The sequence below is a fragment of the Bacillus sp. WMMC1349 genome (assembly GCF_013155385.1).
In the GTDB taxonomy this organism is placed as follows: Bacteria; Bacillota; Bacilli; order Bacillales; family Bacillaceae; genus Bacillus.
Map to the genome: position 1 here is coordinate 3,493,949 of NZ_JABJUQ010000007.1, position 26,582 is coordinate 3,520,530.

25 protein-coding genes and 1 pseudogene are annotated in these 26,582 nt (G+C 37.9%); 11 read left to right on the plus strand and 15 right to left on the minus strand.

The window, feature by feature from the left end; genetic code table 11:
• Window positions 1-32 precede the first annotated feature (32 nt).
• The 6 genes from HOO54_RS20265 to HOO54_RS20290 all read left to right on the plus strand — a co-directional run bounded on the left by HOO54_RS20265 (window position 33) and on the right by HOO54_RS20290 (window position 4,910).
• Window positions 33-752 carry a lipoprotein YvcA gene (locus tag HOO54_RS20265; protein ID WP_172298500.1) on the plus strand — a complete coding sequence of 240 codons (720 nt, stop codon included), beginning with the start codon at window positions 33-35 and terminating at the stop codon, window positions 750-752.
• Window positions 742-951 (plus strand): hypothetical protein, encoded by a 210-nt coding sequence (locus HOO54_RS20270; protein WP_172298502.1) that lies wholly within the window; start codon window positions 742-744, stop codon window positions 949-951. Before HOO54_RS20265 ends, HOO54_RS20270 begins: the two co-directional genes overlap by 11 nt.
• 282 nt (window positions 952-1,233) lie before the next feature.
• Window positions 1,234-1,962 carry a lipoprotein YvcA gene (locus HOO54_RS20275; protein WP_172298504.1) on the plus strand — a complete coding sequence of 243 codons (729 nt, stop codon included), beginning with the start codon at window positions 1,234-1,236 and terminating at the stop codon, window positions 1,960-1,962.
• Window positions 1,952-3,859, plus strand: a complete 1,908-nt coding sequence (locus HOO54_RS20280; protein ID WP_172298506.1) for a DUF6792 domain-containing protein — start codon at window positions 1,952-1,954, stop codon at window positions 3,857-3,859. Before HOO54_RS20275 ends, HOO54_RS20280 begins: the two co-directional genes overlap by 11 nt.
• Window position 3,860: 1 nt before the next feature.
• Complete coding sequence (locus tag HOO54_RS20285) at window positions 3,861-4,223, plus strand: hypothetical protein (protein ID WP_172298508.1); 363 nt, start codon at window positions 3,861-3,863, stop codon at window positions 4,221-4,223.
• Window positions 4,224-4,364: 141 nt separating this feature from the next.
• Entirely contained in the window at window positions 4,365-4,910 is a 546-nt protein-coding gene (locus HOO54_RS20290; protein ID WP_172298510.1) for a GNAT family N-acetyltransferase, read from the plus strand.
• A gap of 86 nt (window positions 4,911-4,996) precedes the next feature.
• Here the strand turns inward: HOO54_RS20290 and HOO54_RS20295 are convergent, their stop codons facing one another.
• The 4 genes from HOO54_RS20295 to HOO54_RS20310 form a co-directional block, all read right to left on the minus strand.
• Window positions 4,997-5,797: a M12 family metallo-peptidase gene (locus tag HOO54_RS20295; RefSeq protein WP_172298512.1), complete on the minus strand. Its 801-nt coding sequence runs from the start codon at window positions 5,795-5,797 to the stop codon at window positions 4,997-4,999.
• A 110-nt stretch (window positions 5,798-5,907) separates the two neighbouring features.
• The gene (locus tag HOO54_RS20300; protein WP_172298514.1) at window positions 5,908-6,408 is read right to left on the minus strand and encodes a YwgA family protein; all 501 of its coding nucleotides are present in this window, start codon (window positions 6,406-6,408) and stop codon (window positions 5,908-5,910) included.
• A gap of 30 nt (window positions 6,409-6,438) precedes the next feature.
• Window positions 6,439-7,737, minus strand: coding sequence for an HD domain-containing protein (locus HOO54_RS20305; RefSeq protein ID WP_172298516.1), 1,299 nt, complete (start codon window positions 7,735-7,737; stop codon window positions 6,439-6,441).
• A 156-nt stretch (window positions 7,738-7,893) separates the two neighbouring features.
• Entirely contained in the window at window positions 7,894-8,118 is a 225-nt protein-coding gene (locus HOO54_RS20310) for a YuzB family protein (protein ID WP_172298518.1), read from the minus strand.
• A gap of 224 nt (window positions 8,119-8,342) precedes the next feature.
• On the opposite strand from HOO54_RS20310, the gene HOO54_RS20315 reads away from it, so the two are divergent.
• Complete coding sequence (locus tag HOO54_RS20315; protein ID WP_172298520.1) at window positions 8,343-9,137, plus strand: RsfA family transcriptional regulator; 795 nt, start codon at window positions 8,343-8,345, stop codon at window positions 9,135-9,137.
• 35 nt (window positions 9,138-9,172) lie between these two features.
• Here HOO54_RS20315 and lipL read toward each other — a convergent pair whose 3' ends face one another.
• Together lipL and pta are read right to left on the minus strand one after the other, a co-directional pair.
• Entirely contained in the window at window positions 9,173-10,021 is an 849-nt protein-coding gene (gene lipL / locus HOO54_RS20320) for an octanoyl-[GcvH]:protein N-octanoyltransferase (RefSeq protein ID WP_172299744.1), read from the minus strand.
• Between the two features lie 95 nt (window positions 10,022-10,116).
• Complete coding sequence (gene pta, locus HOO54_RS20325; RefSeq protein WP_172298522.1) at window positions 10,117-11,088, minus strand: phosphate acetyltransferase; 972 nt, start codon at window positions 11,086-11,088, stop codon at window positions 10,117-10,119.
• 200 nt (window positions 11,089-11,288) lie between these two features.
• Between pta and hemQ the strand changes: the two genes are divergently transcribed.
• From hemQ to gerQ, 3 genes are all read left to right on the plus strand, one after another.
• A complete protein-coding gene (gene hemQ / locus HOO54_RS20330) occupies window positions 11,289-12,053 on the plus strand; it encodes a hydrogen peroxide-dependent heme synthase (RefSeq protein ID WP_172298524.1) in 765 nt (254 codons plus the stop codon).
• A gap of 1,069 nt (window positions 12,054-13,122) precedes the next feature.
• Entirely contained in the window at window positions 13,123-14,469 is a 1,347-nt protein-coding gene (locus HOO54_RS20335; RefSeq protein WP_172298526.1) for a TrkH family potassium uptake protein, read from the plus strand.
• A gap of 282 nt (window positions 14,470-14,751) precedes the next feature.
• Window positions 14,752-15,264, plus strand: coding sequence for a spore coat protein GerQ (gene gerQ / locus HOO54_RS20340; RefSeq protein WP_172298528.1), 513 nt, complete (start codon window positions 14,752-14,754; stop codon window positions 15,262-15,264).
• A 202-nt stretch (window positions 15,265-15,466) separates the two neighbouring features.
• Here the strand turns inward: gerQ and HOO54_RS20345 are convergent, their stop codons facing one another.
• From HOO54_RS20345 to HOO54_RS20365, 5 genes are all read right to left on the minus strand, one after another.
• Window positions 15,467-16,609 (minus strand): ABC transporter permease, encoded by a 1,143-nt coding sequence (locus tag HOO54_RS20345; protein WP_172298530.1) that lies wholly within the window; start codon window positions 16,607-16,609, stop codon window positions 15,467-15,469.
• 1 nt (window position 16,610) lies between these two features.
• Window positions 16,611-17,732 (minus strand): ABC transporter permease, encoded by a 1,122-nt coding sequence (locus HOO54_RS20350; RefSeq protein ID WP_172298532.1) that lies wholly within the window; start codon window positions 17,730-17,732, stop codon window positions 16,611-16,613.
• A 16-nt stretch (window positions 17,733-17,748) separates the two neighbouring features.
• The gene (locus tag HOO54_RS20355; protein ID WP_172298534.1) at window positions 17,749-18,684 is read right to left on the minus strand and encodes an ABC transporter ATP-binding protein; all 936 of its coding nucleotides are present in this window, start codon (window positions 18,682-18,684) and stop codon (window positions 17,749-17,751) included.
• 111 nt (window positions 18,685-18,795) lie between these two features.
• Entirely contained in the window at window positions 18,796-19,902 is a 1,107-nt protein-coding gene (locus HOO54_RS20360) for a sensor histidine kinase (protein ID WP_172298536.1), read from the minus strand.
• A 13-nt stretch (window positions 19,903-19,915) separates the two neighbouring features.
• Entirely contained in the window at window positions 19,916-20,557 is a 642-nt protein-coding gene (locus HOO54_RS20365) for a response regulator (protein WP_172298538.1), read from the minus strand.
• A gap of 633 nt (window positions 20,558-21,190) precedes the next feature.
• Between HOO54_RS20365 and HOO54_RS20370 the strand changes: the two genes are divergently transcribed.
• Entirely contained in the window at window positions 21,191-22,663 is a 1,473-nt protein-coding gene (locus HOO54_RS20370) for a glycoside hydrolase family 5 protein (RefSeq protein ID WP_172298540.1), read from the plus strand.
• Window positions 22,664-22,804: 141 nt separating this feature from the next.
• Here the strand turns inward: HOO54_RS20370 and tnpB are convergent, their stop codons facing one another.
• The 4 genes and pseudogenes from tnpB to HOO54_RS20390 all read right to left on the minus strand — a co-directional run bounded on the left by tnpB (window position 22,805) and on the right by HOO54_RS20390 (window position 26,576).
• Window positions 22,805-23,938 (minus strand): IS200/IS605 family element RNA-guided endonuclease TnpB, encoded by a 1,134-nt coding sequence (gene tnpB / locus HOO54_RS20375; RefSeq protein ID WP_172298542.1) that lies wholly within the window; start codon window positions 23,936-23,938, stop codon window positions 22,805-22,807.
• 15 nt (window positions 23,939-23,953) lie between these two features.
• A pseudogene (tnpA, locus tag HOO54_RS20380) lies at window positions 23,954-24,307 on the minus strand (IS200/IS605 family transposase).
• 577 nt (window positions 24,308-24,884) lie between these two features.
• Complete coding sequence (locus HOO54_RS20385) at window positions 24,885-25,256, minus strand: DUF423 domain-containing protein (protein ID WP_172298544.1); 372 nt, start codon at window positions 25,254-25,256, stop codon at window positions 24,885-24,887.
• 33 nt (window positions 25,257-25,289) lie between these two features.
• Window positions 25,290-26,576 (minus strand): purine/pyrimidine permease, encoded by a 1,287-nt coding sequence (locus HOO54_RS20390; protein WP_172298546.1) that lies wholly within the window; start codon window positions 26,574-26,576, stop codon window positions 25,290-25,292.
• Window positions 26,577-26,582: the final 6 nt, after the last annotated feature.

The window sequence follows — 26,582 nt, forward strand, 5'->3', positions numbered from 1 at the left end:
CAACTTAAGCACCTGACCTTGGAGGTTGACCAATGAAAAAAATGATCATCATCTGTTTTACTTTAATATTAGTGGTGACAGGCGGATGTAGCATAAATGACAAACAAAACAGCAAAACCGAAACTGTCAAACCGATCAACATGGACCCGAAAGATTTGCCTAAAGTTCCGGCTTTTCAAGATAAGGCAACAAGAGAATATATGGCGTCTACAAAGGAAGTGGAGCCTGGCTATTATTTGTTGGAGTCGAAGTTGAAGGGGTTTACGATGTTGTTTCCGGAAAACGCTGAATACTCGAATAATTTTTCAGGAATACGAGGTGATTATGAAAAAATAGGTTTCGAGAGTAACAACCCAAAAACAAATATTCAGTTTTACGGAACTGTAAAATATTATAAAGAGGAAAGCTTTGTTCACGATCCTGAAACAATGCTTGATACAATAAGAAGTCAAAATGGACAATATAAAGGTGATTTCGAAAAAAATAGTGTGGCAGACAAAGATATATATTTTGCATACCAGAAATATGTTTTTGATGATTTAAAGAGAAAATATAATTATTCATATAGCTATTTTGGATTTGTAAAATCAACAAAAGAAGACCTAGGGATTGAATACAACTTTACGTTTAGTTGTTTTAAAGATGATCAACCATGCTCTTTAAAGGAAAAAGAAGCAAGAATGAAAGCAAAAAAAATTATTCATTCTATAACTTTCAGTAAAAATAAGAAGGAGCAGAAAGATGGCAAGTGAAAATATTTTTGCAAATGAAACTGTGAAGATAAGATTAATTGATCTTGAATATCGATATAAAGAGCGCTTTAATACAACTAATAAAAGTGATCTAGCAAAAGCAAAGCGAGATTTCGAGAGTGATGCGCGTCAAATTTATAAAGAGGAAATGAATAAGGAGCTCCCAAAGAGGTTCTACACATCTGAATTTAGATTATGAATAATAAGTTTAATTGTAGATCCCTAAGTTTCCATTCCATCAAAATCCCCATAAGACTTTAGACCTCTTTTCTCGGATAAGAACACACCAACACTCACCCCTCTTCCCAACCATACCAATGTTCAGCCATGAAAAACGGACCTCAAAAAACGATCTCAAGACCATTTTCCCATTTAATTACATACCGCTATCTTGTTATGATGGATATGGATAATATTCTTCAATTGCAAACAGGACATTTGGATCAATTGCTGGCAAGCCCAAACCTTTGGAGGTTGACCTATGAAAAAAATGATCATCATCTGTTTCACATTAATATTAGTTGTGACAGGAGGATGCAGTATGAATGACAAACAAAACAGCAAGGAAAACAACAAAACCGAAGCTGTGAAACCGATCGACATGGATCCGAAAGATTTACCTAAAGTTCCAGCTTTTCAAGATGAGAAGACTAGAGAGTATATGGCGTCTACGAAGGAAGTGGAGCCTGGATACTATCTGCTTGAATCGAAGTTGAAGGGGTTTACGATGTTGTTTCCAGAGGAAGCAGTGTATGATGATTTTTTATCGTCTCTTGGAAAAGACAAAGAAATTATCTCCTTTCGTAATTATAATAAAAAAACAAATGTTGATATGAGTGTATCAGTAGAATACTATCGATACAAATCATATATCAATGATCCGGATGAGATGATGGAGCAAGTAAGAAAAGATAATGGATATAAAGGAGATTTTGAAAAAATACAAGAAAAAAATAAAAATATTTATTTTGCATATGTGAAAACCATACATGATGATACAGACACAGAAAGAAATACTACTCATAGCTATATAGGTTATATTAAGTCGAAGGACGAGGACTATGTTGGTATAGTTTTTACATTTGATTTTGTTTGTCTTAAACATAATCAATCATGCTCTTTAAATGTTGATGAAGCAAGGAAGAAAGCAACTAAAATAGTGAAATCCATTACCTTTAAAATTAACAGGGAGGAGAAAAATGGAAACTAAAAATATATTTAAAAATGAACATGCTAAACTCCGTTTAATTAATTTAGAATACAGTTATAAAAAAAGATTTGTCTCAAAGAACGCAGATGAAGTTAAAAAAGCTAAAGAGGACTTTGTAGCAGATGTTCGCAGAATATATAAAGAAGAAACTCATCAAGAATTAACAGAAGATATAGAGATTTATACATCAAAAGAAATTCTTGAGCAAAACAAAGACAAAACGCTTAAGGATTCAGGTTATGATGGAACTGCTATTCATATAAAGGATGGGGAACAAAATATTGATCAGCTTCACATTATTTCTGAGGGCAGTGCAGATAATGAAGATTGGAAGTATAATTTTTTTGGTTTGTTTCTTGGGATGGATGATAATCAATATAGAGCAACACGGGAATTCACAAGTGCTGTAAAGGAGAAAGTCGGAAACTCTAAAGAACTAAAAACATATGGAATGGGGCACTCACTTGCTAATAGTAATCAAGTCATGGTGCAACTAATTGATGGAGAATTTGATGAAGTTTATGGTGTTAATGGTGCCCAGATTAGCATCGATCAATTATTGCAAGCAGATGATAAATTGGGAAGACATATTAAAAATCTGTTTGAGGTCTCAGATCTTTCAACTATCCCACCCGAAAAACTAAAAAAAGCCATCATCAAATACTACAAAGACAAAGGCGTCACAGCAAACATCACCCAGCGCATCTCCAAAGATGATCCTCTTTACGGTGTCAGCGGCAAAGCTGACTTCATCACATTCGGTCATGTCAACATGACAGACACAAACCCAGATATCAAAGGATTTCGCACTGTTATTGACCATATTCCTGATGAAGATATTCGAACTCTGAAAAGATATTTTCAACAGTATTCAGCTGATTATCAAAAAGGCGGACTGAATGGCTTTGTTAAAGCGGCAATTGGTGCCAATACAGATACCTTTAAAGGTCTTCAACAAGGAGGGCTCTCCTATTTTATTTCACACATGGATGAAGTTGGTCATCTCGAAACGACACTCATGAAAAGATTGCCTAAACTAAAGAAGTTTTTCAAAAAAATTAACGATTACAGTGGTCCTGTTCTCGATCAGCTTGAAGCAACCGGTTATATTGATTCAACAAAAAAACAGACATTAAAAACAGACCTCGAACAAATCAACCAGCACATTGAGAAAATGGAAGGGTTACTTGAAGATATTGCGAATTCTCAAGAATTTACAAAATACAATCCAGATGGGAATACGTTAGGTTATGTATTAGCAAAGTACCTTGAGATATATCGTACTTATCTAGACCTGCAAAAATCCCTAGATAAACTTAATGAAGACACAAAAGACCTGATTAAACTCATTGGGAAAGACCATTTCCCAACACCGATGTTAAACGCTTTAGCCCGAAAAGGTTTCAGTTACCAGGGCGAAGATATGTACTATTCCAAAAAAGGCAACGATGGCAAAGAGATTAAGGTGAATCTTTCATCTGCATTAAGAATTTATCGGGAAGGACTGAAGGCTGTTTCCGAAGTGGAAGATGAGATTGACCGTTATTGCCGTATCATTCAGCATGAATTTGACCATGATTTCGACCAGAAAAAACGCGATTTAAAAATGGAGATTCATCGCATGGAAGCCAACCCAACACTGGCAAAGCTTGATGTCCAAGTGTTGATTCATTCCGGGTTTAGTCACGCATTTGATCAAATTGAAAAAGTGGAAGTCCATGATTCATTTGAAACAGCGCCGCTGCCTCAGTTTGACGGTATTGTGAGGGAATTAAAAAATATCGCTAGTGAAAAGAAGGAGTTTGTCGAAGATGTTCGCTCAAGCATTGAAAAACTGCTTGAGCACGACAAGATGATTTCAGCCATGTTTAATTACCAACCGCAGGAGGCTGGATAAAATGGTGAAGCCACTGACTGACCAACTCGAAAAAACGGAAACCGTTTCGCTAAAATATAAGTTTTTAAGCAGTGTTTCAACAGAAGATAAGGTGAAAAAATTAAATCAACCTCTTCACCATGTCAAAAACAAGATGACTGCCTATGATCAGAAACTAAATGATGAAACTGATAAACAGGAAGGCGCCATTATCAAAAAGATAAAGGAAGAGGTAGGTAAGAAAAGTCAGAGCTGCAAAAAAAAGATCCATCGAATCAAAGAAGACCATCAAAAACTTGCGGGCACTTACCATGATATCATTGAAACGCTTAGAGAACAGAAGATAACAGTTTATTATAAAAAGAAAGTCGATGGAAAGGCCTAAATACACTAGGAGTAAGAAAGAACCGCACGCTTTCTTCTTTACACAGTTTAGTTTAGACATGAGAAACTCTCCGCACATGATTCCTAAAACACGAAAATCTTTTAACATATCATAACATAACGAATATAGGAGACCTATTAAATGAGAATAACCCCCAAAAAATATCATGAGCATCATCTGCATTATCACATCAGATCTGCCACAGAAAAGGATGCGAAAACCTTATCTGAAGTGAGACTGCAGATAGATGGAGAGACAGAACATTTAGATCGAGAACAAGGTGAAGCTTACATCAGTGAGTTGGGCTTTAAACAAATCATTAAAGATGACACTGAAAACATGAATCACCTCTTTTTAGTTGCAGAAGTGAACGAAAAAATCGTCGGTTTCGCTAGATGTGAAGGCAGCAGCTTGAAAAGAACTGCCCACAAAGTCGAATTTGGCGTCTGTGTTTTAAAAAAATATTGGGGATATGGAATAGGAAAAAATCTATTAAAAGAAACTATTCGATGGGCAGATGCAAATCGGATAAAAAAAATAACTTTGAGTGTACTAGAAACAAACCAAAAAGCGATAAAACTTTATGAAAAATATGGTTTTGAAGTGGAAGGCATCTTAAAAAAAGACAAACTGCTTTCTGACGGGAATTATTATCATACGATCTTAATGGCAAGGTTTCATGGCTGAAAGAGCTGCCCAATATGCCCACGTTCGGACGATTGGGCAGCCTGTTTACACTTAAAACGTTTTAACAGTTTCCCTCTCTTTTTTCACTATTGATACCACACTTTATTGCGCTCAATTTCTCCATTATGATCATCATCCCAGACATCAACTTTATATGCATAATCATAATTCATAATGCATTCAATCCCGCTTCCTTGTGGATCATGTCCAACACCAAGGTTATGGGTCAATTCATGTGTTGTTGCTTTTGCCGAATTTTTCGTTCCCATGTCTAAGACTGTACTGAATGCAGGACCGTTTGGCTTGTAGTTATATTTGTAAGCGACTCCACCAGCTTCATAGTTTTCGTTTGCTGTAAAACCGATGACAAATTGATAGTTTTCCTTCTTAAATGCTAGAGACATGTTCCATAATATGTCCGAACTATTAACTCCAGAAGAAGTCCATGGTGCTACACTTTCAACAACAAAATCAATGTCATGGTCACGGTTGAACATCATATCAGCCTGCTCGATAATCTCAACGATTCTTGTCTGCCAATCGCTGTGCTTCTTCCGGTACTGTTCGTCAGCCACCGGTAATACACTAACCCTTTGTTTACCGGCATCCTCTTTTATTCGAATATTCCCACTATTCACATTCTGTTTAAACGTTTTTGTGCCTATCACATCTCCTTGTTCATTTAATATTTTTGTTTTTGTTGTTTTTTCAATTTCAACTTTTCCTGTTAAATCTTTGAAACTATTTGCTTTCGGTATCGATTCAATCTGAGTCCCATTTTGTTCATGACTGTGTTGGTGAGCACTTAAACTTGAGGCGCCAACTGTCGCTCCGGAAATCAAACTGGCAGAAAGAAACATGGTCAAACCAAAAAAACGTTTTTTCATTTTACACACCACTCCTTTTTTGAATTATTTAAATTTTCTAACATATTAATGGATTCTCCTTCTTTTTCTAAAAAGATGGTAAATTCATCCTAAATGATAAAAAACCTGCCTCATGACAGGTTTTTCAGTTTTTCTATGTAGATGATCGCTTCAGCAAATTCTTCATCTGTATAGCGCTGCTTACTCTTGATCGTAAACACTTTTTCTTTGACCTCTTGTTGATCCATTCCTTCAAAGTAAAGGATCGTAGAAACGAGTTCCAAAAACCGTGAAGATTGGTGGTTGACTTCATCAATATAAGGTTTGATATCCTTCATATCCAGCTCACACTGATGAAGAAATTCCCTTCCTGCTTCAGTGGAAGAATATCGATATTGATAATATCCACCTTTTTTCTCTTTGACTTCATCGAGAAATCCGAGATTACAAAGTTCTTCAACCTGAAGTGTGAGTTCCTCTGAATATGGTCCATAAAAATGAAAATCATATTTTTCATAAAAAGGAAGCCCGAGTTTTTTTGCAATATAGATTATTTTTTGCAGTTTTTTTCTCCCAACAATTTCTCCCGAATCTGAGAACACCTTCATCAGCTTTGCATGTTCTTTTAACAAATCCCCGACATCTCCTTCATCCAATACTTTCTATCTTAATCCGAGCAGTTCTTTTATTTTTTTTGTATGCCGGTCTTCTGATAATCCTTCAATGATATCAAGTGGAAAATAAAGCTTATGGTCTGTCCGCCGTTTACCTGAAATCGCATCAACAATATCGGACTCCCGTGACAGTTCTTTAATTTGACCGTTATGGGTCAGCAAGTGAATCGGGAGCCGCTCCTCTTCTTCTCCGGGTCTGTAAAAATCATAGGGGAGATCAGATGATGAGTCTACCGCAAGATAATAATCTGGATCAATACCTGCCTCTTTAAACAACGCCGTTAATTCAAAGTAAGTTGACATTTCCTCATTCGGATTGAATTCAGCATACTGAAACAATCGACGGTTAATAAAACGGCGACATAAATCAGCCAAAATCGGATCAGCTTCATTCTCCCATGACTGAAAATAATAAAGAATAATAGGCTCATCAAGGCTTAAATAATCTGCTAATGTGACATTGCCTTCAAAAAGTGAATCAAAATGAACAGGTGCATGCGTAAACTCGTAGCCCTCTTGATAAAGCTTCATTGCCCTGTGCAAAATCTTTGTCAAAATCACTTCAGCGCTTCTTGTCACAGGATGAAAATAAACTTGCCAATACATTTGATATCGGCTCATAATATAATCTTCTACAGCATGCATACCCGTTTGTTTGATAACGATTTGATCTTCGCGCGGACGCATGACACGAAGAATTCGTTCCATATCAAAATGTCCATAGCTGACACCCGTGTAGTACGCATCACGTTGGAGGTAGTCCATACGGTCAGCGTCAATTTGACTTGAAATCAAACTGACCACTTGTTTGTTTCGATACGTTTTTGCTATGACTTCAGCGACATCTTTCGGGAACGTGGGGCTCACTTTTTTTAACACTTGATGAACTTCTGTATCACCTAAAATAATTTGACGGGTAAAATCTTCATGATCAAGACGAAAAACTTTTTCAAATGAGTGTGAGAATGGACCATGTCCTAAATCATGCAGCAGTGCCGCACACAAACACAAATCCCGCTCACTATCATCCCATTCTGGTCTGCCTTTAAACACGTCATCAACCATTCTCCTGACAATTTCGTAGACACCAAGTGAATGACTAAAACGGCTGTGTTCAGCCCCATGAAAAGTTAAGTATGTCGTTCCCAGCTGTTTAATTCTGCGCAACCTTTGAAATTCACGGGTTCCGATCAAATCCCAGATCAACTTGTCCCACACATGAACATAGCGGTGAACAGGGTCTTTAAACACTTTTTCTTCTGATAACTTTCCGTATGGATACGCCATATATGTCCCTCTTTTTCAATCAACTGGCTGTCTGTCTGCCAGTTGTCTCTATTTGGCCTATTTCTATTATATCGGCTCACATTTGTTGAAAACATCCTTGAATTTATCTGTGGATTTGTTCTAAAAGTAAAAACGCCTAACCCAAAAGGGAGGCGATTATTTGTTTAATTTTTTCTTAATTTTTTCGATCAGCTCATCTTCAGTAGGAGCAGACAGCGGACGATTATTCACAAATGCAAATGATTTTTTCCGTCCTGGTCCACAATAAGACTGACAACCGATCTCCACTTTTGCTTCCGGATCGACTTCTTTTAATCGAGGCAAAAGCGTCTTTAAATTTGTGGCTTGACAATCATCACATACCCGAAACTCATTAGCCATTTCATACGCTTCCTTTCATTTTGTTCATTATCTTTATGGAAGGCATTCAATTTTGCCGAGCTATCATAAAAATGACACCAAGTTTTATTGTACAGGGATTCTTCTATTCCTGCAAGAAACCATTCACGAAACGAACCAAATCCTATTCTTTTAGCAAACTTGTATAAATATTTTCCAACTTGGACATTCTAATATTAATACTTAAGATTGGGAGTTGAGAATTCATGAAACAAAGACAAGATGCTTGGTCTGAGGAGAATGATTTATTGCTAGCCGAAACTGTTTTACGGCATGTTAGAGAAGGCAGCACACAATTGAATGCCTTTGAAGAAGTTGGTGACAAATTAAACCGGACTTCTGCCGCTTGTGGGTTTAGATGGAATGCCGTAGTTCGACATCAATATGAAAAAGCTTTACAGCTAGCAAAAAAACAGCGGAAACAAAGAATGCGGGCGCTTGGAAATGGTCAACCAGCGAAAAAACGATTATTGTATAAACCACCAATGGAAACAGCAGAAATCAATACGAAGACACCAGTTGAAACGACTGTTCAGCAACAACCAAAAGAAGAAAATGAGCAACAACAAGCACCGATAGCAAGTGAGCATCTTCCTTATGTAGATGAAAACTTCAAAGAAGAGTTAGCTAGTTTGTCGCATCTTCTAACACCAAATCAAGCGAGTAACACGCAAACTGCTGTTTCACCAACGAACATGACAATAGAGGATGTCATTCAGTTTTTACAAAACTATACAGGCAAGCAAGAACAAACGACAGCTCTAAAAATGGAAAATAATCGTTTAAAATCTGAAAATGAAGACTTAATGAAAAAAGTAGAAAAACTTGAAGCAGAGGTCAAAAAACTGGAGAAAGATCAAACGACCATTCAAGAAGACTACGAAACGCTTGTAAAAATTATGAATCGTGCAAGAAAGCTAGTTTTATTTGAAGATGATGAACACGCTGCTCCAGCTTTTAAAATGGATCGCAATGGAAACTTGGAAAAAATGGCAGAATAACATGAAAACGCTCCGAATTCCCCCCGGAGCGTTTATTATTTATGAAATACCTTTTCGTTTCGTTCCAGCATACGTAACAGGTTTTTTTCATACTCGTTCTCTTCTTCCTCCAGGAGCGGTGCTTCATAAATTCGCTCGCTGAGTCCCTTCAACTCAGTCAATAGAGCAAGCATCAGGTTTTGAACTGAGATGTCTTCATGAAGAAGTTCAGATAGTGAAGCCATCGTTTCAGGGCGAATATCAGGATAAACGGTCTTTGTTTGCCCGCGCTGATCTTTTAGAGCGATGTCGTAAAAACGTCTGATCAGTTCAGCCCGTTTACTGCCGCTTTGATCAGCACATACATAAATTTGAACCGCCACACCGCCTCTTAGCCGTCTTTGGGAAATACCCGCAAATTTTTTACCGCCAATACTTAAATCATAACTGCCCGGACAATAAGATCCGACAATTTCATATGCTTCAACCTCTACATTGTAAGTTGACAGCATTCTGTTGATCAGCTCAACCATTGCCTCATAGCCGCGGTCAATATCGATTCCATTTTTCTTATCCTGAAAAATCAAAGAGACATTTAACACCCCGCTGTCCAATACGACTGCCAGTCCTCCTGAATTGCGGACGATGACTTTGTAGCCGGAGCTCTCAAGAAAAGAAATTCCCTCTTGTAAAAAAGGAAGCTTTGTATCTTGAATGCCAAGAACAACTGTATCATGATGCACCCATGATCTGGCTGTCGCCGGAGACAACCCCTTTCCGACAGAGGCGCACAGTGTGTCATCTATCGCAAAAGATTGCTTCGCATCAAAATATGGACCAAGACTTGATTGGTCAATGATTCTCCATGTCGGCTGGATCAGTAAATCCATCAATTGCTTTGTCATGATTGATGCATACCCTTTCATCATTCATTCTGATTCATCTATTATACCATTGATAGAAAAACGGTGAACCTTTACAAGATTCACCGTCTCTTTCATTATAGTGCTTGAGCAGCTGTAATCAACGCTAAATTGTATACATCCTCTGCATTGCATCCTCTAGACAGATCATTGACAGGCATGTTCAGTCCTTGCAAAATCGGACCGACGGCTTCAAAGCTGCCAAGGCGCTGAGCGATTTTGTACCCAATATTTCCCGCTTCAAGACTCGGAAAAACAAACACATTGGCATCGCCTTTAATCACGGAGCCTGGAGCTTTTTTCTCAGCGACAGATGGAACAAATGCCGCATCAAACTGGAACTCACCGTCTACTGTAAGTTCTGGTGCGGCTTCTTTCGCAATGGTAACTGCCTGAGCCACTTTTTCAGTCTCATCAGATGTTGCCGACCCTTTTGTTGAAAAGCTGAGCATCGCCACACGAGGCTCAATATTAAACGTTTTCGCCGTTTTAGCACTTTCGACTGCAATTTCTGCCAGATCACGACTGTCGGGTGCAATATTAATTGCGCAGTCTGCAAATACATATTGCTCATCACCGCGTGCCAAAATAAAAACACCTGACGTTTTCTGAACACCTTGCTTTGTTTTGATAATCTGCAGTGCTGGTCGAACTGTATCGGCCGTAGAATGTGCCGCACCGCTGACAAGTCCGTCAGCTAGCCCTTTATAAACAAGCATTGTACCAAAGTAGTTTTCATCTAAAAGGATCTGGCGGGCCTGGTCTTCTGTTGCTTTTCCTTTACGACGCTCCACAAAAGACTGAACAAGGTCTTCCATTCCTTCATATGTATGTGGATCATAAATGTCAACACCATCAATGGTGATATTCAACCCTGTCGCTTTTGCCTTAATCTCCTGCTCGTTTCCGATGAGAATGGGCTTTAATACGTTATCTTCACTAAGATTGCTGATCGCTTTCAAAATGCGTTCATCTAAACCTTCTGGAAATACAATTTTAACCCCTTTGCCTGCTACTTTTGTTTGTACTGTTGAAAATAGATCTGCCACTATGTACCCTCCTTGATATTGTCACAAAAAAACCTCTCTATTTTAGCATACTCTTTTAAAATATAAATTCAAATATTCATGATTATTATAGCGCTTTCAAAAATATATTTTTAAAAAATGCACTCAAAACTTCTAAACAGATGAAGTGGAGGGAACTATGTTATGATGAAATCAATACATAAGATTTGGGAGTGATCAATATGAGTGAACAGCAAAAGACAAATGAAGCTGCAGTAACACTTGATGGCTGGTATGCCCTTCACGATTTTCGGACGATGGACTGGTCTTCTTGGAAGCTGTTATCAAGTGATGAGCGCCAAGTGATTATGAGCGAATTTAGCAGTCTCCTTGAAAAGTGGGGGAAAACAGAAACATCAGGAAATGGTAGTCATACATTGTATAGCATTGTCGGTCAAAAGGCGGACCTCATGATCATGGTATTACGCCCAACAATGGAAGAATTAAATCAAATTGAACTTGAATTCAACAAGTCAAAACTTGCAGAATATACAATTCCTGCTTATTCTTACGTATCTGTTGTTGAGCTTAGCAACTATATGGGAAGCGGTGAAGGCGATCCTTATCAAAATCCGCAGGTGCGGGCACGCCTCTATCCTGAACTTCCTGACGCTCGCCATGTTTGTTTCTATCCAATGGATAAAAGAAGGTCAGGCAATGACAACTGGTACATGCTGTCAATGGAAGAACGAAAAAAACTGATGCGCAGCCACGGCATGATTGGACGCGGTTATGCTGGTAAAGTCAAACAAATTATTACCGGTTCAGTTGGTTTTGATGACTTCGAATGGGGTGTTACACTGTTTTCTGATGATGTACTTCAATTTAAAAAACTTGTCTATGAAATGCGTTTTGATGAAGTCAGCGCCCGTTACGGAGAATTTGGGTCATTCTTTGTCGGAAACCGTCTAACAACAAAACAACTACCTTCCTTTTTATATATTTAACAGTCAAAGGAGCTGTCTAAAAAGTCCTTTTTCAACATCAATCAGGGGGAATTGCGAGACTCCTGCGGAAACAGCGAGCCAGGCGAGACCCAAGAGGAGCAAGGAACGAGCTCCGAGGAGGCTCGCGGATCGCCCGCGGAAAGCGAGCAAATTCCCCAATTTACGACTTTCAGGACAACCCCTTTATAATTTTTAAAAATATTCTACTTTATTCTTTCGATCGCGACATCAAAGGATGGAGATTCTAGAAATCCCCAATGGGGAGCTTAATCTATCATAACTTTCTTCTCTTCCATCTACTCTTAATAATTACCATTAACACAATGTAAATCAATATAACGATATTATTATACAAAGGGTCAATTTTCAAAAAAACAGTATTAAAAGTCATCACTAGACCATGAGAAGTGTTGCAATCCACCATATAAAATCATATTTTTTATCACCCTGCTCTTGGCTCCTCTTACGTTTAACCAGGTCAAAAATCAAACAAGCAGCCACAAAAACCACCAAAACAACTGTTATCACAGTAGACGGAAACTTTTCTTTAATGGTACTCATTATGATTCCCATCAGAGCAGACCCTAAAAAAACCAAATAACTCTCACGAAATATCATACCTTTCTTAATTTTCATTAAATCATATGAAAAGCATTCCAAAAAGGTCTATAGTTGTTTATATTACAGGAAAGGATGTTTTTTGTTTGAAGAAAGATATAACAGTAGTACTGTCTCTAGTCATGAGTCTCGTTGTAATCATTCCAGCGACCCATTCATTTGCCGCTGAACAAAACAATGAACAGAATAATGATATAAGCAAGACTAATGTTCCCGTTGCACTTACTGCTCTTTCTTAAGAAAATCCCGCATCTTGTTCTTCAAGCACAAATTCTTAATCCTTACCCATCCCCGTTTCCAGATGATTTTCTACATAAAGCAGGGCTAAAGAATCAATCATAACCTACTTCTTTATATTGACAAATCCGATATTAAACTGTACATTATCATTATTTGAAAAAGTACAAAATGAATGGCGTACCATTTCTAATAGATAGAAAGGATAGACAACATGCCAAAATCAGTTTCAACAAAGCTTGTAAAAGGAAAAACAATTAATATTAGTCCACCGCAAACTCTGGCACTTAGCTTTTTAATTATTATTGCAGTTGGTGCTTGTCTATTGAAACTGCCAATCGCCTCAACAACATATATCTCTTGGCTTGACGCTCTGTTTACGGCTACCTCGGCAACGACTGTTACTGGCTTGGTTGTCATTGATACCGGGGTAGATTATACCGTTTTCGGACAAACTGTCATTATGTGTCTGATTCAGGTTGGTGGATTAGGTTTAATGACGTTTGCTGTTTTAATCGTCATGATGATTGGTAAGAAAATTGGTTTACAACAGCGAATTCTCGTTCAGGAAGCTTTTAATCAAACTTCTTTAGGCGGTCTTGTCCGTTTAGTCAAGCATTTGTTTATTTTCACCATTGTTATTGAGTTTGTCGCCTTTATTATTCTTTCCATTAGATGGGTCCCTGAATATGGTTTGAAGGAAGGCATGTTTCATAGTATTTTCAACACAATTTCAGCCTTTAATAATGCAGGCTTTTCCCTCTGGTCTGACAGCTTGTCTCAATATGTAGGTGACCCGGTTGTCAACCTGGTGATTACAGGGCTTTTTATTACTGGTGGAATCGGATTTACAGTGATGATAGATTTATGGACAAAACGAAACTTTCGAAAATTGTCGCTTCATTCTAAACTGATGATTGTGGGAACACTAACCATCAACACGATCGCTGCGTTGACGATTTTTATTTTGGAATATGGTAATCCAGGGACTTTAGGAAACCTTTCCTTAACAGAAAAATTATGGGGCGCATATTTTCAAGGCGTCACACCAAGAACTGCTGGATTTAATACGTTAGATATCGCTCAATTAACAACACCGTCTCTTCTCCTGATCATCGTTTTGATGTTTATTGGTGCAGGAAGCGCCTCAACAGGAAGCGGAATCAAACTGACGACCTTTATTGTGATGATATTGGCAACCATGACATTTTTACGAGGCAAAAGCGAAACGGTCGTATTTCATCGCGCGATTAAAATGCAAACCATTTTGCGTGCACTGGCTATTATTGTGATCAGTTTTTCATTTGTAATGTTGACGATATTTGTGTTGACAATCACTGAGGATGCTCCCTTCTTAAGTATCGTCTTTGAAGTGTTATCCGCTTTTGGAACAGTCGGCTTATCAACGGGATTGACCCCTGAGTTAACAACTGTGGGAAAAGCAGTTATTATGATGATGATGTTCATCGGCCGCGTTGGTCCGTTAACAATGGCATTTACATTTGCAAAAGAAAAGAAAGCACCGATCCGTCATCCACATGATGAAGTCATTACAGGGTAATGACAGCTCGCAATCAAATCGGTTGGATTTTTACGATCCAGCCGATTTTTTCATACCCCCGATTTGAAGGTTTCCGTTCAACAATCGCTTCTTTCATTTGAAAATTCCAGAATTGTACGTTCTGAGTGCCTTTTTTTCCTAAATGTCATATTCAAGAAACCTGCCTCATACTGTTTAAGGGATGAGAAATACTGATCTAACATCTTAAATACCGCTGGCCCGGTTTCATGTAGGTTCCGGGTAAAGGTATGATGTGATTGTTAAGACATAAGGAGGAACGAAATGAAACCTAAAAAAAATCAATTTCAGCCTCTGCAAGAGCTTGAAATGCCGGATTTCCGCCAGCAACAAATGGGACCCAATCCTTACCCTCAAACGGGACAAATGTATCAACAGCAAATGCAGCCGCCATTCCCACAAATAGGCGGTCAAGAAATGTATCCAATGCAGCCGACCGGAGTTCAAGTTCCGCCAATGACTACAATGTCCCCACAGCAGGCAGCTCCAAGCATACCTGGAATGCTGCCGTTAGAACAGTCCTACATTGAAAATATTTTGCGGCTGAACCGCGGCAAAGTGGCAACTGTTTACATGACATTTGAAAACAATCCGGAATGGGGTGCAAAAGTTTTCAGAGGAGAAATTGAAGCCGCTGGCCGTGACCATCTCATTTTAAGTGACAGAAAAACAGGCACCCGTTATTTGCTATTGATGGTATATCTTGATTACATTACCTTTGATGAACCGATTAATTATGAATATCCATATCAAATGGCTACTTTTACACCTAGATAAAAGGAGCTGTCTAAAAAGTCCTTTTTCAACATCAATCAGGGGGAATTGCGAGACTCCTGCGGAAACAGCGAGCCAGGCGAGACCCAAGGGGAGCAAGGAACGAGCTCCGAGGAGGCTCGCGGATCGCCCGTGGAAAGCGAGCAAAATCCCCAATTTTTATTCATCCACACGACTTTCAGGACAGCCCCCTTTTTTTATTGATTTAGCCAAAATTCCTCACATTGTTATTGTGATTGAATCTGTAGACTACAATTAAGAAAAATGCTGCCGCAAAAGCAAATAAGATCAGAAGATTCAAATATAAATGTTGAAGTTGCTGACCTTCCTGTAATTGTTCCAATGTCTTTAAAACCCATCTTTGCGGGAGAAAATTAGCCATTTTTTGAGCGAATGTTGGCATCACTTCAACAGGCCAATAACAACCAGAAATCATGATAGTCGGGGTGAAGATCAGGTTTTGCAAAGCTCCTACAGTTTTGGAATTGTTCGCAAAAACAACCGTGATCAATGACAGCCCGATAGCACTTAATCCAAATAACATTAAGATAACCGCCATTTGCCAAAATGGAACCCCTGGTTCAACATGAAAGACATGCTTCATCATTACCATTGTAAAAAAGATTTGGAATGTGACAACAAGCATACAGACCACGATATTTGACAGTACATACTGCTTTGCGGTAATCGGTGTTGTCAAAAGTCTGAAATAAGTTCTGTTTTCTTTTTCTTTAATTAGGATTTCAGACAAACTGCCTGCAGAATACAGCATCGCCATTAGAAGGAAACCGATCATGAGATAGTTCATTTCATTTTGATGCTTATCTTCAACCTTATGAATATTCACTTTAAATGTATCATTTTGATAATGTTGATACATCTTTTGAAAGGTTTTTGAATCCCCCTTCGCCGTTTTACCGATCGCTGCAATATTATGAATGTAATGATATAAATACGATTTTACAAAACCAGTAATTTCCGCCCCTTTTATTGAGGAAATTTTAATATGGTTTGGCTTCCCTTCATAGACACTTTGAGTGAATCCTTCATCTATTGTGATGACACAATCAAGCTTTCCTGCTGCAAGTTTACTTTTCATTTCCGATTGATCGATACTCATGACTTTCATATTTTCAAGCCCCAGCAAAAACCCCTTCGTGTCAGCAGCAACCTGACCACTATCATGACTGACAATGCCAACTTTTACATTTGTGCCGTTATGATCCTGGCTAGCCACAATCGATATAAATATTCCTAGTAGTGGAAGGCATAGAAATAAGATGATATTTTTCTTCTTTTTAAATGTCACATATAATGTGTTCTTAATTAACCAAAACATCTCTTTCATTTTACAGCCCTTCCCTTCTACGTAATGAAACAAGCGCGATCAGCAACAGCAAACCAGATAACCCAGTATTTACCGCAATTGCTGGAAACATTGCCCCAATATCATTTGAAAAAACAATGTTTGTGATGGCTTCATTCGTCCATGTCAGTGGTGAAAGCTTTTTAATCACTGCTATAGCCCCTTCCATATGACTAAGGGGAAAATAGGCACCTCCAAAAAAGCCAACTAGCGGAATGAATACACCGATGATCGCCTTTGCCGCTTCACCCGTTTTCGTCATCGCGCCAATACCAAGACCGAGACTGACAGCAAATAGGACAACGGACAACAACACAATGAACACAGCACCAAGGTGTTCCCCCCAATTGGCTTTAAATACAGATTTACTAACCGTTACAATCAAAAATATGCAAATTGCATTTGACAGCATACAGCCCAGTAGCTTCCCAGCAAAGATTTCACCTTTACGAAGAGGAGCAGCCATTAGCCGATCAGCGGTTTTGCCAAGTCGTTCTCCTCTAATAAGAAAACTCGCATGCATCGCTCCATAGAGGGCCATCAGCGTTGTCATAGTGACCGCATAATAGTCGATCGAACGCGGCTGTTTGTTTGAATTGATTGATGTTTCCTTAATATAATTGTCATGAGAGCGGTTTGCCAAAGCCATTTTGGCATGTTGCGGGTTCACTTTAATCATCTCACGAGCTGCTTTGTACTGATTGCTAAACGCCGTCAGCATTCCTTGAATAATGCTAGTTTTAACATTTCGCTTATCACTTTGATAAAGTTTAATACCGCTATCTTTGACTTCTATGTAGGCATCATAATGCCCTTGTTTGACTTCATGTTTTCCGTTCATGCCAGTTGATATTTGTTTGAAATCGACACCAGATTTTTTCGCTTCTTTTATAAAAACTTTAAAACCTACCGATAACCCTCCGCTTGACTGGTCTTGATAGAGAACCTGAACATCATCAACTTTTAATTGCTGGTCAAAGGCACTTGAAAGTGCGGTTCCTAGAATAATAATCAGTACAATTGGAAATAACAGCATAAAAAATAACGTTCTTTTATCACGAAACGAAGTGATGATTTCTTTTTTAGCAATGTTGAGTATATTCAAACCAAGTACCTCCTTTCTAGTCGCGTAAATTTCTTCCGGTTAAGGTTAGGAACACGGTTTCTAAATTTGGTGCTTTTTCTTCAAATGAACGAATTTCAACAGAATTGTTCATTAACTGCTCAATGATTCGATTTAAATTGTTGACCTCAGCATTAGAGTTGATCTTTAGTAGATTTTCTTCAAGAGAAACCATCTCTACGCCACTGATGTTTTTTAGTTTGTCAGTGTCAATGCTTTCTGGATTTTTAACAGCAATCACAATATCTTTTGTATGAGTAATGATCGCTTTTAGCTGTTCTTTTGTTCCTTCAGCGATAATTTTCCCATGGTCGATAATCGCAATTCGTGAACAGATTTCTTCGACCTCTTCCATATAGTGACTTGTATAAATAATGGTACAGCCCATCGCATTCAGCTTTTTAACAGACTCTAAAATATAATTTCTCGACTGGGGATCGATTCCAACTGTTGGCTCGTCCATGATGATCAGCTTTGGTCTGTGAGCAATCGCACAGGCAATATTCAGTCTCCTCTTCATCCCGCCTGAAAAATTTTTCGGGAAACTCTTGAATTTATCACTTAAACCAACAAATCGTAATGCTTCTTCAACACGTTCATGCAAATGGGACCCCCTTAGCCCGTATAGTCCAGCGAAAAACTTCACGTTTTCATATGCTGTTAAATCTTCGTATATCGCTAAGTCTTGAGGCACAATACCAATATTCATTTTGGCAAACTTTTGGTTTTTAGCAATGTTTTGACCAAGAATAAATATCTCACCTTCATTGCTCCGCAGTAAACTTGCAATCATATGAATGGTCGTACTTTTTCCAGCGCCGTTTGAACCAAGAAATCCAAATATTTCACCCTCAGCTATTGATAATGATAAATTGTCAACAGCAACAAAATCACCAAATTTTTTCGTTAGATTTTTTATTTCTAGTACATTCATGATTTCCACCTCATTTTTACTTGACAATATCATTATAAAAAAAAGATGAAGTCTGCGGCAGTGCAGCAATTCATCTTTTCAACATGAGAATCCTCATATTTTCATATGAAATCATTCATATTTCGGTAACAATGTAGTGACAGAGAATCCATTAGAACCATCAACAATCACCTTGCCATGAACAGAAGCCGCCCGTTCTTCCATGCCGATAATACCCATACCTTTCTTGATCTTTCCGTGTCCTTCACCATTGTCTTTTACTTCAACTTTAATTAGAGTATTAAGAACATGGATATTGATTGACACATGTGTCGCCTTAGCATACTTAATGGTATTGGTTAAAGCCTCTGTAATATTTTCAAAGATGATTTTCCATTGAATATGAGAAACAACATCTAAATCGCCTTGATAGAGAAAAGAGATTTGAATATTGTGCCGGGCTGAACATTCATCTATCAATAACTTTAGCCTGTTGATCCCCATCTGTTCGGGAGACGGTTTGATGTTCTTCAATGTCCATCTGATTTTTTCGATGCCCTCTTTTGATATATGAATCGCATTTTGCAATAGTTCGGCAGCCTTTTCTTTATCTTTTTCCAGCAAACGTTTTGCTGCTTCCAGCTGAATAAGTGTCCCCGTCATTGAATGACCGATTTTATCATGTATTTCCTGGGAAAGGCGGTTACGTTCTTCTAATTGAAATGTATATTGAGACTGTCTCATATACTCTTGATTTTCATTGATCGTTTTCGTTAAAGTGTCATTACTTTTCCTCGTTTGATCGACTTGGTTTTCAAGCTTTTCGATCCGAGTTTCATCCAGTTTTGTTATGGAAAACAACAGAAAAGAAAAAGCGGCAGTTAATCCATAAATAGCTGCTAACTGTCCATTAATTAAAATGATAGGAATCATCGATATGACAAAGATCACCCGCCGAAAGCGCGGCATATCTTCTCCCCATTCATAGAGATTTAAAGGTAACAATAAGATAAATAAAGGCTCAACCTCAAAATAAGAATAAGCGGAAAGGAACATCGATATGATGATGAAAACTTGTCTTGCCGCTCTTTTTTTTATGATTGCAATTAAAAGGTTTATACAGAAATAAATCAATAGACAAAACACAAGCATTGGTATTTTAACTTGTTCTGAAAACAGGCAATTGTAGATGATAAATCCGATTAAAATAAGCTTACTTATCATGATTCGTAATTCCATTGTGATCCCTCAGTTAAAAGTTTACCTTTCCCGTCAAATAATAAATCGCAATTTGTGTTCGATGATCAAGCCCTGTTTTCCCCAAGATTGCAGAAATATAGTTGGCGATTGTCCCTTCAGAAATAAAGAGTTCCTTTGCAATTTCTTTATTTGAAAGCCCCCTGGCGATAAGTGCCATAATGCTCAATTCTCTATCAGTAAATAGACGTTGATCAATTTTAAGTTCCGGTTTTTGGCTTTTAATTAACCTCGATTTTAGCTTATCAATGACAATATCCTGCATAACAGTATGTCCATAATAAACACTCTTCATCGCATCTCTAATTCGTTCTGGTTCTGTATTTTTCAATAAATATCCTTTTGCTCCATTTTGAATGGCAGCAACAATATATTCATCATCATCAAACGTCGTTAAAATAAACGGTTTTGTATTTGTTTGTGAAGAAATAAACTTTGCAGCCTCTACTCCGTTCATATTTGGCATTCGGACATCCAAGAGTGCAATATCGACCGTTTCGCTTAAGCAAAAATCAACCGCCTGCCTGCCATCCTCAACTGTTGCTAATACTTCAAATTCCTCGTACGTACTCAGGATGATTTTCATCCCTTCTCTAATAAATGAATTGTCATCTGCTATGATTAGTTTGATTTTCATTCTTTTAATCGGAAGATGAGATTCTCCGAAATGTACAACTCCCTTCTGGAAGAATGGTTCAGTTATCCTATATTAAATTTATCATGAAAATGTACTTTTACTACTCATTTTTTTGCAGAGGTGATATTAATCCCTTGACCTCAAGTCTACAGCAAAAACTGATCGGCTCCGTGCTATGATCAAGTAATATTAGCATCTAGTATGATGACTTGGTTATAAACAACAACAGATAGACAAACGCTTGGAGCCACAGTTTTAGCTTTAATGTTCGAAACCAACTCCAAATTCTCATCAAAAGTCAGTCATTGCATCCGAAAACACCTACAGGCTGCCCGACAATCATAAATACTAAACCTGTTTCTCCTTCTAAATGTTGACAAAACGAATAGAGTCAGTCCCAACATTGTAGGTTAATTTCACAAATTTAAATGATACGTAATTCCTAAACTACATAAATCTTATATGCCAAATTCATTATTTTTGACAGTTTTTCAAAAAATATATTGTCTTTCTTTCAGCTCGTCTGTAGAATTTAATTCGATCGATAGACAATTGTTCTACCTAATACTTGCAGGAAATGAAAAAGTAATTGCTAAGAAAATGAGTTGCAGAAAATATTTTAGAGGTGATGACATGAGGGTAATAAAAAATGTTCCTAGTCTAATGTTATGTTTTCTTTTCATTCTATCGACTTTTTTATTTGTTTCTACTTCAGAAGCAAAGTCAGCGAAAGGGTTTCATGTAAGCGGTAACACTCTGTATGATGCAAAAGGCAATCCGTTTGTGATGAGAGGTATTAACCATGCTCATTCATGGTATAAAGATGACTCTGCAACAGCTATCCAAGCCATTGCAGCAACAGGAGCAAATACAGTTCGAATCGTCCTTTCAGATGGTAGTCAATATACAAAGGATGACATCAATACAGTAAAAAAACTTATTCATCTAGCAGAGAAGAATAAACTTATTGCTGTATTAGAAGTACACGATACCACTGGAAAAGATGATATTACTGCTCTGAACAATGCTGTTGATTATTGGATTAGTATAAAAGAGGCACTTATCGGTAAAGAAGATAAAGTCATCATAAATATTGCAAACGAGTGGCATGGTACTTGGGATAGTGCAAAATGGGCAGAAGGCTACAAACAAGCGATTCCAAAATTAAGGAATGCAGGATTGAACCATACATTCATAGTTGATTGTGCAGGTTGGGGTCAATATCCAGCTTCGATTCATCATTATGGTAAAGAAGTGTTCAATACAGATCCATTAAAAAATACGATGTTCTCTATTCATATGTATGAATATGCAGGGAAAGATGCAGCTACAGTTAAATCAAATATTGACAATGTTCTTAACGAAGGTCTTGCTTTAATCATCGGTGAATTTGGAGAAAAACATACAAATGGAGATGTAGACGAAGCAACCATTATGAGTTATTCTCAACATAAAAATGTCGGCTGGCTTGCATGGTCTTGGAAAGGAAATAGTTCAGACTGGGATTACTTGGATTTAACACATGATTGGGCGGGTAACAATTTAACCTCATGGGGTAAAACAATCGTTCATGGTTCATATGGTTTAAAAGCGACATCTAAATTATGCTCAATATTTGATAAAGGTAATGATCCAGGAAGTCCGGGGACAGAAAACAGTCTTTATAATTTTGAATCAGGAACACAAAGCTGGAGTGGTGAAAATGTTTCAGGCGGTCCTTGGCATACAAACGAATGGTCGGCAAAGGATAACTACTCTTTAAAAGCAAACGTTCAATTAAGTCATCACTCTAATCATTATCTATCTTTAACTAAACAACAAAATTTTAGCGGAAAATCTCAATTAAAAGCAACAGTAAAACATGCAAACTGGGGTAACATTGGGAATGGAATTGATGCAAAGCTTTATATAAAAACCGGTTCTAATTGGAAATGGTTTGATGGACAAAGTGTAAAAATAAATGCAGCAAATGGAACGGTCATATCATTAAATTTATCATCAATCTCAAATTTACATGATGTGAAAGAAATTGGTGTTCAGTTTATAGGTGCTTCTAATAGCAGCGGTCAATCAGCTGTATACGTTGATCATATAGCCATTCATTGAACTACCCCCACTTATCGACCTTGCAGTCTGATTGAAGTGGGAGATTCTTGGGAACAGAGCGTACTTGTTGACGTATTTCTTTGCCAACAGAGGTTTCTCTTATTGACCAAGCTATCCCCGTAGATTCCTACGGTTCTATATTTAATCCAAAACTAAGGTTCTTAAGCCTTCGGCTAGGATATTTTTGCTGGCATTTATATCTCTATCGTGATGTTCATAACAAACAGGACAAGTCCAATTTCTTATTTCAAGAGTTTTCTTGCCATCTTGATGTCCACAATCGGAACATATTTGACTAGACGGAAACCATCTGCTTATTTTTACGATTGTTTTACCGTGCCATTTCGCTTTGTATTCTAATTTCGATACAAAAGCAGACCATGACACATCAGAGATTGATTTTGCTAACTTATGATTGCGTAACATTCCTTTAGGATTCAAGTCTTCGATACAGACAATATCGTGGTTTTTGATTATTTCTGTACTTAACTTATTAAGGAAATCGTCACGTTGGTTCATTACTCTTTCGTGTAATCTAGCAACTTTACGTTTTTGCTTCTGATAGTTTTTTGCATCAAGAAGGTGAATACCATGGTTTTTAGCATTTAATGCACGTCTTGAAAGCTTTCGCTGTTCACGTTTTAGTTTCTTTTCCATTTTTGATGTAAACTTATTATTGTCAATCTTACGACCATTAGAAAGAATGGCAAAGTCAGTGATGCCTAAGTCTATACCAATAGATGAATCCGTTTTCTCCAATGGTTGTACTTCTGTTTCGGCTAGAATGGATACAAAGTATTTGCCACTAGGATTTCGTCTAACGGTAGCATTAAGGATACGACCATGTACTTCACGACTTTTGGCAAAGCGAACAAGACCAAGTTTCGGCAATTTGATTTTTCTGTCTACAATAGTAATGTTGTGATTTGTTTCTTTAGTCGTGTAGGATTGTACGTCATTCTTTTTAGACTTGAAGCGTGGTGCTTTATTTTGTTTCTTGAAGAATCGTGTATATGAATCAGCAAGGTTTTTCAGTGAGGATTGAAGGGCAATGCTATCAACTTCTTTTAGCCATACGAATTCCTTTTTCAATTTTGTTAATTCAGCAGAACAAGAATGATAAGTTAATCCTTTGCCTGTTTCTTTATATGCGTCATTCCATTGCCCTAAAAAGCGATTGAATACGAAACGACTACATCCGATTGTTTTAGCAATTAGAATTTCTTGTTCTTTGGTTGGATAGATACGGAATTTGTATGCCTTGTTGATGATCATGACTTTCACCTCACTTCATTCCTTGTATTTCTTAACTACATTGATGGGAGAACCACCAGTAGTTAGTAAGCAAAAACTTCTTGACCAAAACATTTCTTTCCACAGCTTTTTTCTAACCTGCGGAAAACCTTTTTTGATTCATCGTGAACTAACACTTTTGTAAGCATTGATGAACTTTGATAATTCAGTGTTAGGATGTGCTTTGAACAGGATGTGAACATGGTCTTTATCATGATTCCACTCAACTAGAGAGATATTGTATTTTCACCTAGCTTTACAAACATATCCTTAGCATAGTCAGATACTTTATCATCAAAGACTTCTCTACGATATTGAGAATACTGAATGATTATTACTGTCTAATTTCATTGTAACATCAGCCTTTATCTTATATAAGACTATATCCTTAAGTATGAAGTAGACAACAAAATAGCCTTTAGGCTATCGCCGAACCGACATTCATCTCCCACCTATCGTTTGGCTTCGCCCTTCACACGACTGAGGAGGGAGTCTTCTGTCGGAAAACGATAAAGTCATTTATATGCTAATCTCCGTTATCCCGGGGGGTAACCTTTCATAGGAGCATGAAAGGGAGTGGACAGCTATAAACTCTAAAAGGAGAACGTATACTACTGAATATAGTCATGAACAACAGATGCAACTATCACATTTTTCACTTAGGTAAAGTTCAATTTGTTGGTCAGGTAACAAATCCAAAGTAGTGTGGATGAATAAAAATTGGGGAATTTGCTGGCTTTCTGCAGGAGTCTCGCAATTTCCCCTGAATCATGTTGATCAAGGACTTTTTAGACAGCCACAATAAAAAACCAACCCCCAAGGATTGGTCAAATCTTGATATTCAAATAAGAGTCTTGCCCACATGAAAGATTGTTCAGTACTTTGCTTCAAAACCCACTTTCTCTTTATATTACCAAGCCGAAAGCAATTATAAGTATTTAACTGCAGACACAACTACCATGATCCACGCGACAATGAAAGCTACACCGCCTAACGGAGTAATGGCGCCAAGGACGCTGATTTGCGTGAGACTCAAGACGTACAAGCTACCGGAAAATAAGATAATTCCGATAAACATCAGCCAACCGGCAACAGTTAAACTGCCCGCATCAGTTATTCTGCCGGCAACAAGCGCAACGGCAATTAATCCAAGTGCATGATACATATGATACTGAACACCAGTTTGCCAGATTTGCATATATTTCTCGGGAATTTTCCCTTCAAGCCCATGGGCACCAAATGCCCCCAAAGCAACGGCAAGCATCGCATTTATAGAACCTATAATTAAAAATAACTTCATGATCAATTGCCTACCTTTCTCTTTTCATGACACTCAAGATTTCTTTTTTCTTAGCTGAATTTGTTCTATGGCAATGGCCAGCATTGTACCAAGGACAAGACCATTACTTAAAATGGATACAATCACAGGATGCATCCCTTTCAAGGCACTCTCAGGAACAAACATCACACCTACTCCTGCCAAAAGGGATATCCCGATGAGAAACCGGACACGCCCTACCTCACTTGCCTCATATGAATCAAATTCAGAAAAAGCCATACCGATCATCGTTGAGAACACAACAAAGTTAACAGCAAAACCAACAGGAGACGGTAAACTTGCGAATAGATTCATGATCAGCGGGAAAAAACTGATGAAAATAATGATAAAACTCCCTAATAAAAATGGTTTCTTTGAAGAAATTCTTGTTGTTTGGATAAAACCGGCTGCTCCGGAAATTGGCACCGTTCCTACTGCCCCCAGTAAGCCGCTGAGTAAATGACCCGCCGCTGCAATAAATCCCGCCGGACGAGCTCGATTTCTTTCCTCCAGCTTTTCAACCTGTTGAACAGCCACTTCAACTACGCGAATACTTGCCAGCATGTTGACGATTAACAACATCGTAATGAACAAAGAAGTCACAATTAAACCGCTATCAAACACCGGAACCCCGAAAGGAAACAGGCTAGGCATGTGAAAAAATCGATCTGTATGCTGCGGAGCTTTTGCCACACCAAACAGAGCGAATAAAATCCAACCACCAAAAAGCGCAACTAAAATAGAATATTGTTTAAAAAATGCTACATTCGACTTACTCATCAGAAATGTGGCAATCATAATGACTCCTGCAAGCAAAAAAACGAGACCGTCAACTTCATCCTTGCGGTAGCCAATTCCCATGACACCTTTGATAATCGGTTCACTCAGCTGTATCACCAAAAGTAATAAATATATACCTGTCACAGCAGGAGTAAACATCACGGCTAATTTATCAATGATCTTAAATAGACTGAAAAAGAAAAAGAAAACTGCGCTTAACAACATTGCCCCCTGCAATGCTTGGAGTGTTTCCCCAAAGGATGCAAATACTGTTCCAGTGAGTCCAGCATAAATCGTATAGACCCCCCACCAAAGACCGGCTGGACTCTCATTAATCGGCAAACGGTGTCCTAGCAAACATTGAACAAAAGCAGTTGTTCCTAAGACGAAAAATGTGCTTTGAATCAGTTCTGCTGTTTCAAGCTGATTCAGTTCAAATGCCTGCCCGATGGCAATAGGGACCACGATAGCGGACGCAATGATAAATGCTGTCCATTGTAAAGCCCCAAAAAACAATTTCACATTGAT

What these genes read in the sequence shown, in the direction of transcription:
- HOO54_RS20265 (WP_172298500.1), top strand. Translation starts at nt 33, where the DNA reads ATGAAAAAAATGATCATCATCTGTTTTACTTTAATATTAGTGGTGACA.
- HOO54_RS20270 (WP_172298502.1), top strand. Translation starts at nt 742, where the DNA reads ATGGCAAGTGAAAATATTTTTGCAAATGAAACTGTGAAGATAAGATTA.
- HOO54_RS20275 (WP_172298504.1), top strand. Translation starts at nt 1,234, where the DNA reads ATGAAAAAAATGATCATCATCTGTTTCACATTAATATTAGTTGTGACA.
- HOO54_RS20280 (WP_172298506.1), top strand. Translation starts at nt 1,952, where the DNA reads ATGGAAACTAAAAATATATTTAAAAATGAACATGCTAAACTCCGTTTA.
- HOO54_RS20285 (WP_172298508.1), top strand. Translation starts at nt 3,861, where the DNA reads ATGGTGAAGCCACTGACTGACCAACTCGAAAAAACGGAAACCGTTTCG.
- HOO54_RS20290 (WP_172298510.1), top strand. Translation starts at nt 4,365, where the DNA reads ATGAGAATAACCCCCAAAAAATATCATGAGCATCATCTGCATTATCAC.
- HOO54_RS20295 (WP_172298512.1), bottom strand. Translation starts at nt 5,797, where the DNA reads ATGAAAAAACGTTTTTTTGGTTTGACCATGTTTCTTTCTGCCAGTTTG.
- HOO54_RS20305 (WP_172298516.1), bottom strand. Translation starts at nt 7,737, where the DNA reads ATGGCGTATCCATACGGAAAGTTATCAGAAGAAAAAGTGTTTAAAGAC.
- HOO54_RS20310 (WP_172298518.1), bottom strand. Translation starts at nt 8,118, where the DNA reads ATGGCTAATGAGTTTCGGGTATGTGATGATTGTCAAGCCACAAATTTA.
- HOO54_RS20315 (WP_172298520.1), top strand. Translation starts at nt 8,343, where the DNA reads ATGAAACAAAGACAAGATGCTTGGTCTGAGGAGAATGATTTATTGCTA.
- lipL (WP_172299744.1), bottom strand. Translation starts at nt 10,021, where the DNA reads ATGACAAAGCAATTGATGGATTTACTGATCCAGCCGACATGGAGAATC.
- hemQ (WP_172298524.1), top strand. Translation starts at nt 11,289, where the DNA reads ATGAGTGAACAGCAAAAGACAAATGAAGCTGCAGTAACACTTGATGGC.
- HOO54_RS20335 (WP_172298526.1), top strand. Translation starts at nt 13,123, where the DNA reads ATGCCAAAATCAGTTTCAACAAAGCTTGTAAAAGGAAAAACAATTAAT.
- gerQ (WP_172298528.1), top strand. Translation starts at nt 14,752, where the DNA reads ATGAAACCTAAAAAAAATCAATTTCAGCCTCTGCAAGAGCTTGAAATG.
- HOO54_RS20345 (WP_172298530.1), bottom strand. Translation starts at nt 16,609, where the DNA reads ATGAAAGAGATGTTTTGGTTAATTAAGAACACATTATATGTGACATTT.
- HOO54_RS20355 (WP_172298534.1), bottom strand. Translation starts at nt 18,684, where the DNA reads ATGAATGTACTAGAAATAAAAAATCTAACGAAAAAATTTGGTGATTTT.
- HOO54_RS20360 (WP_172298536.1), bottom strand. Translation starts at nt 19,902, where the DNA reads ATGGAATTACGAATCATGATAAGTAAGCTTATTTTAATCGGATTTATC.
- HOO54_RS20365 (WP_172298538.1), bottom strand. Translation starts at nt 20,557, where the DNA reads ATGAAAATCAAACTAATCATAGCAGATGACAATTCATTTATTAGAGAA.
- HOO54_RS20370 (WP_172298540.1), top strand. Translation starts at nt 21,191, where the DNA reads ATGAGGGTAATAAAAAATGTTCCTAGTCTAATGTTATGTTTTCTTTTC.
- tnpB (WP_172298542.1), bottom strand. Translation starts at nt 23,938, where the DNA reads ATGATCATCAACAAGGCATACAAATTCCGTATCTATCCAACCAAAGAA.
- HOO54_RS20385 (WP_172298544.1), bottom strand. Translation starts at nt 25,256, where the DNA reads ATGAAGTTATTTTTAATTATAGGTTCTATAAATGCGATGCTTGCCGTT.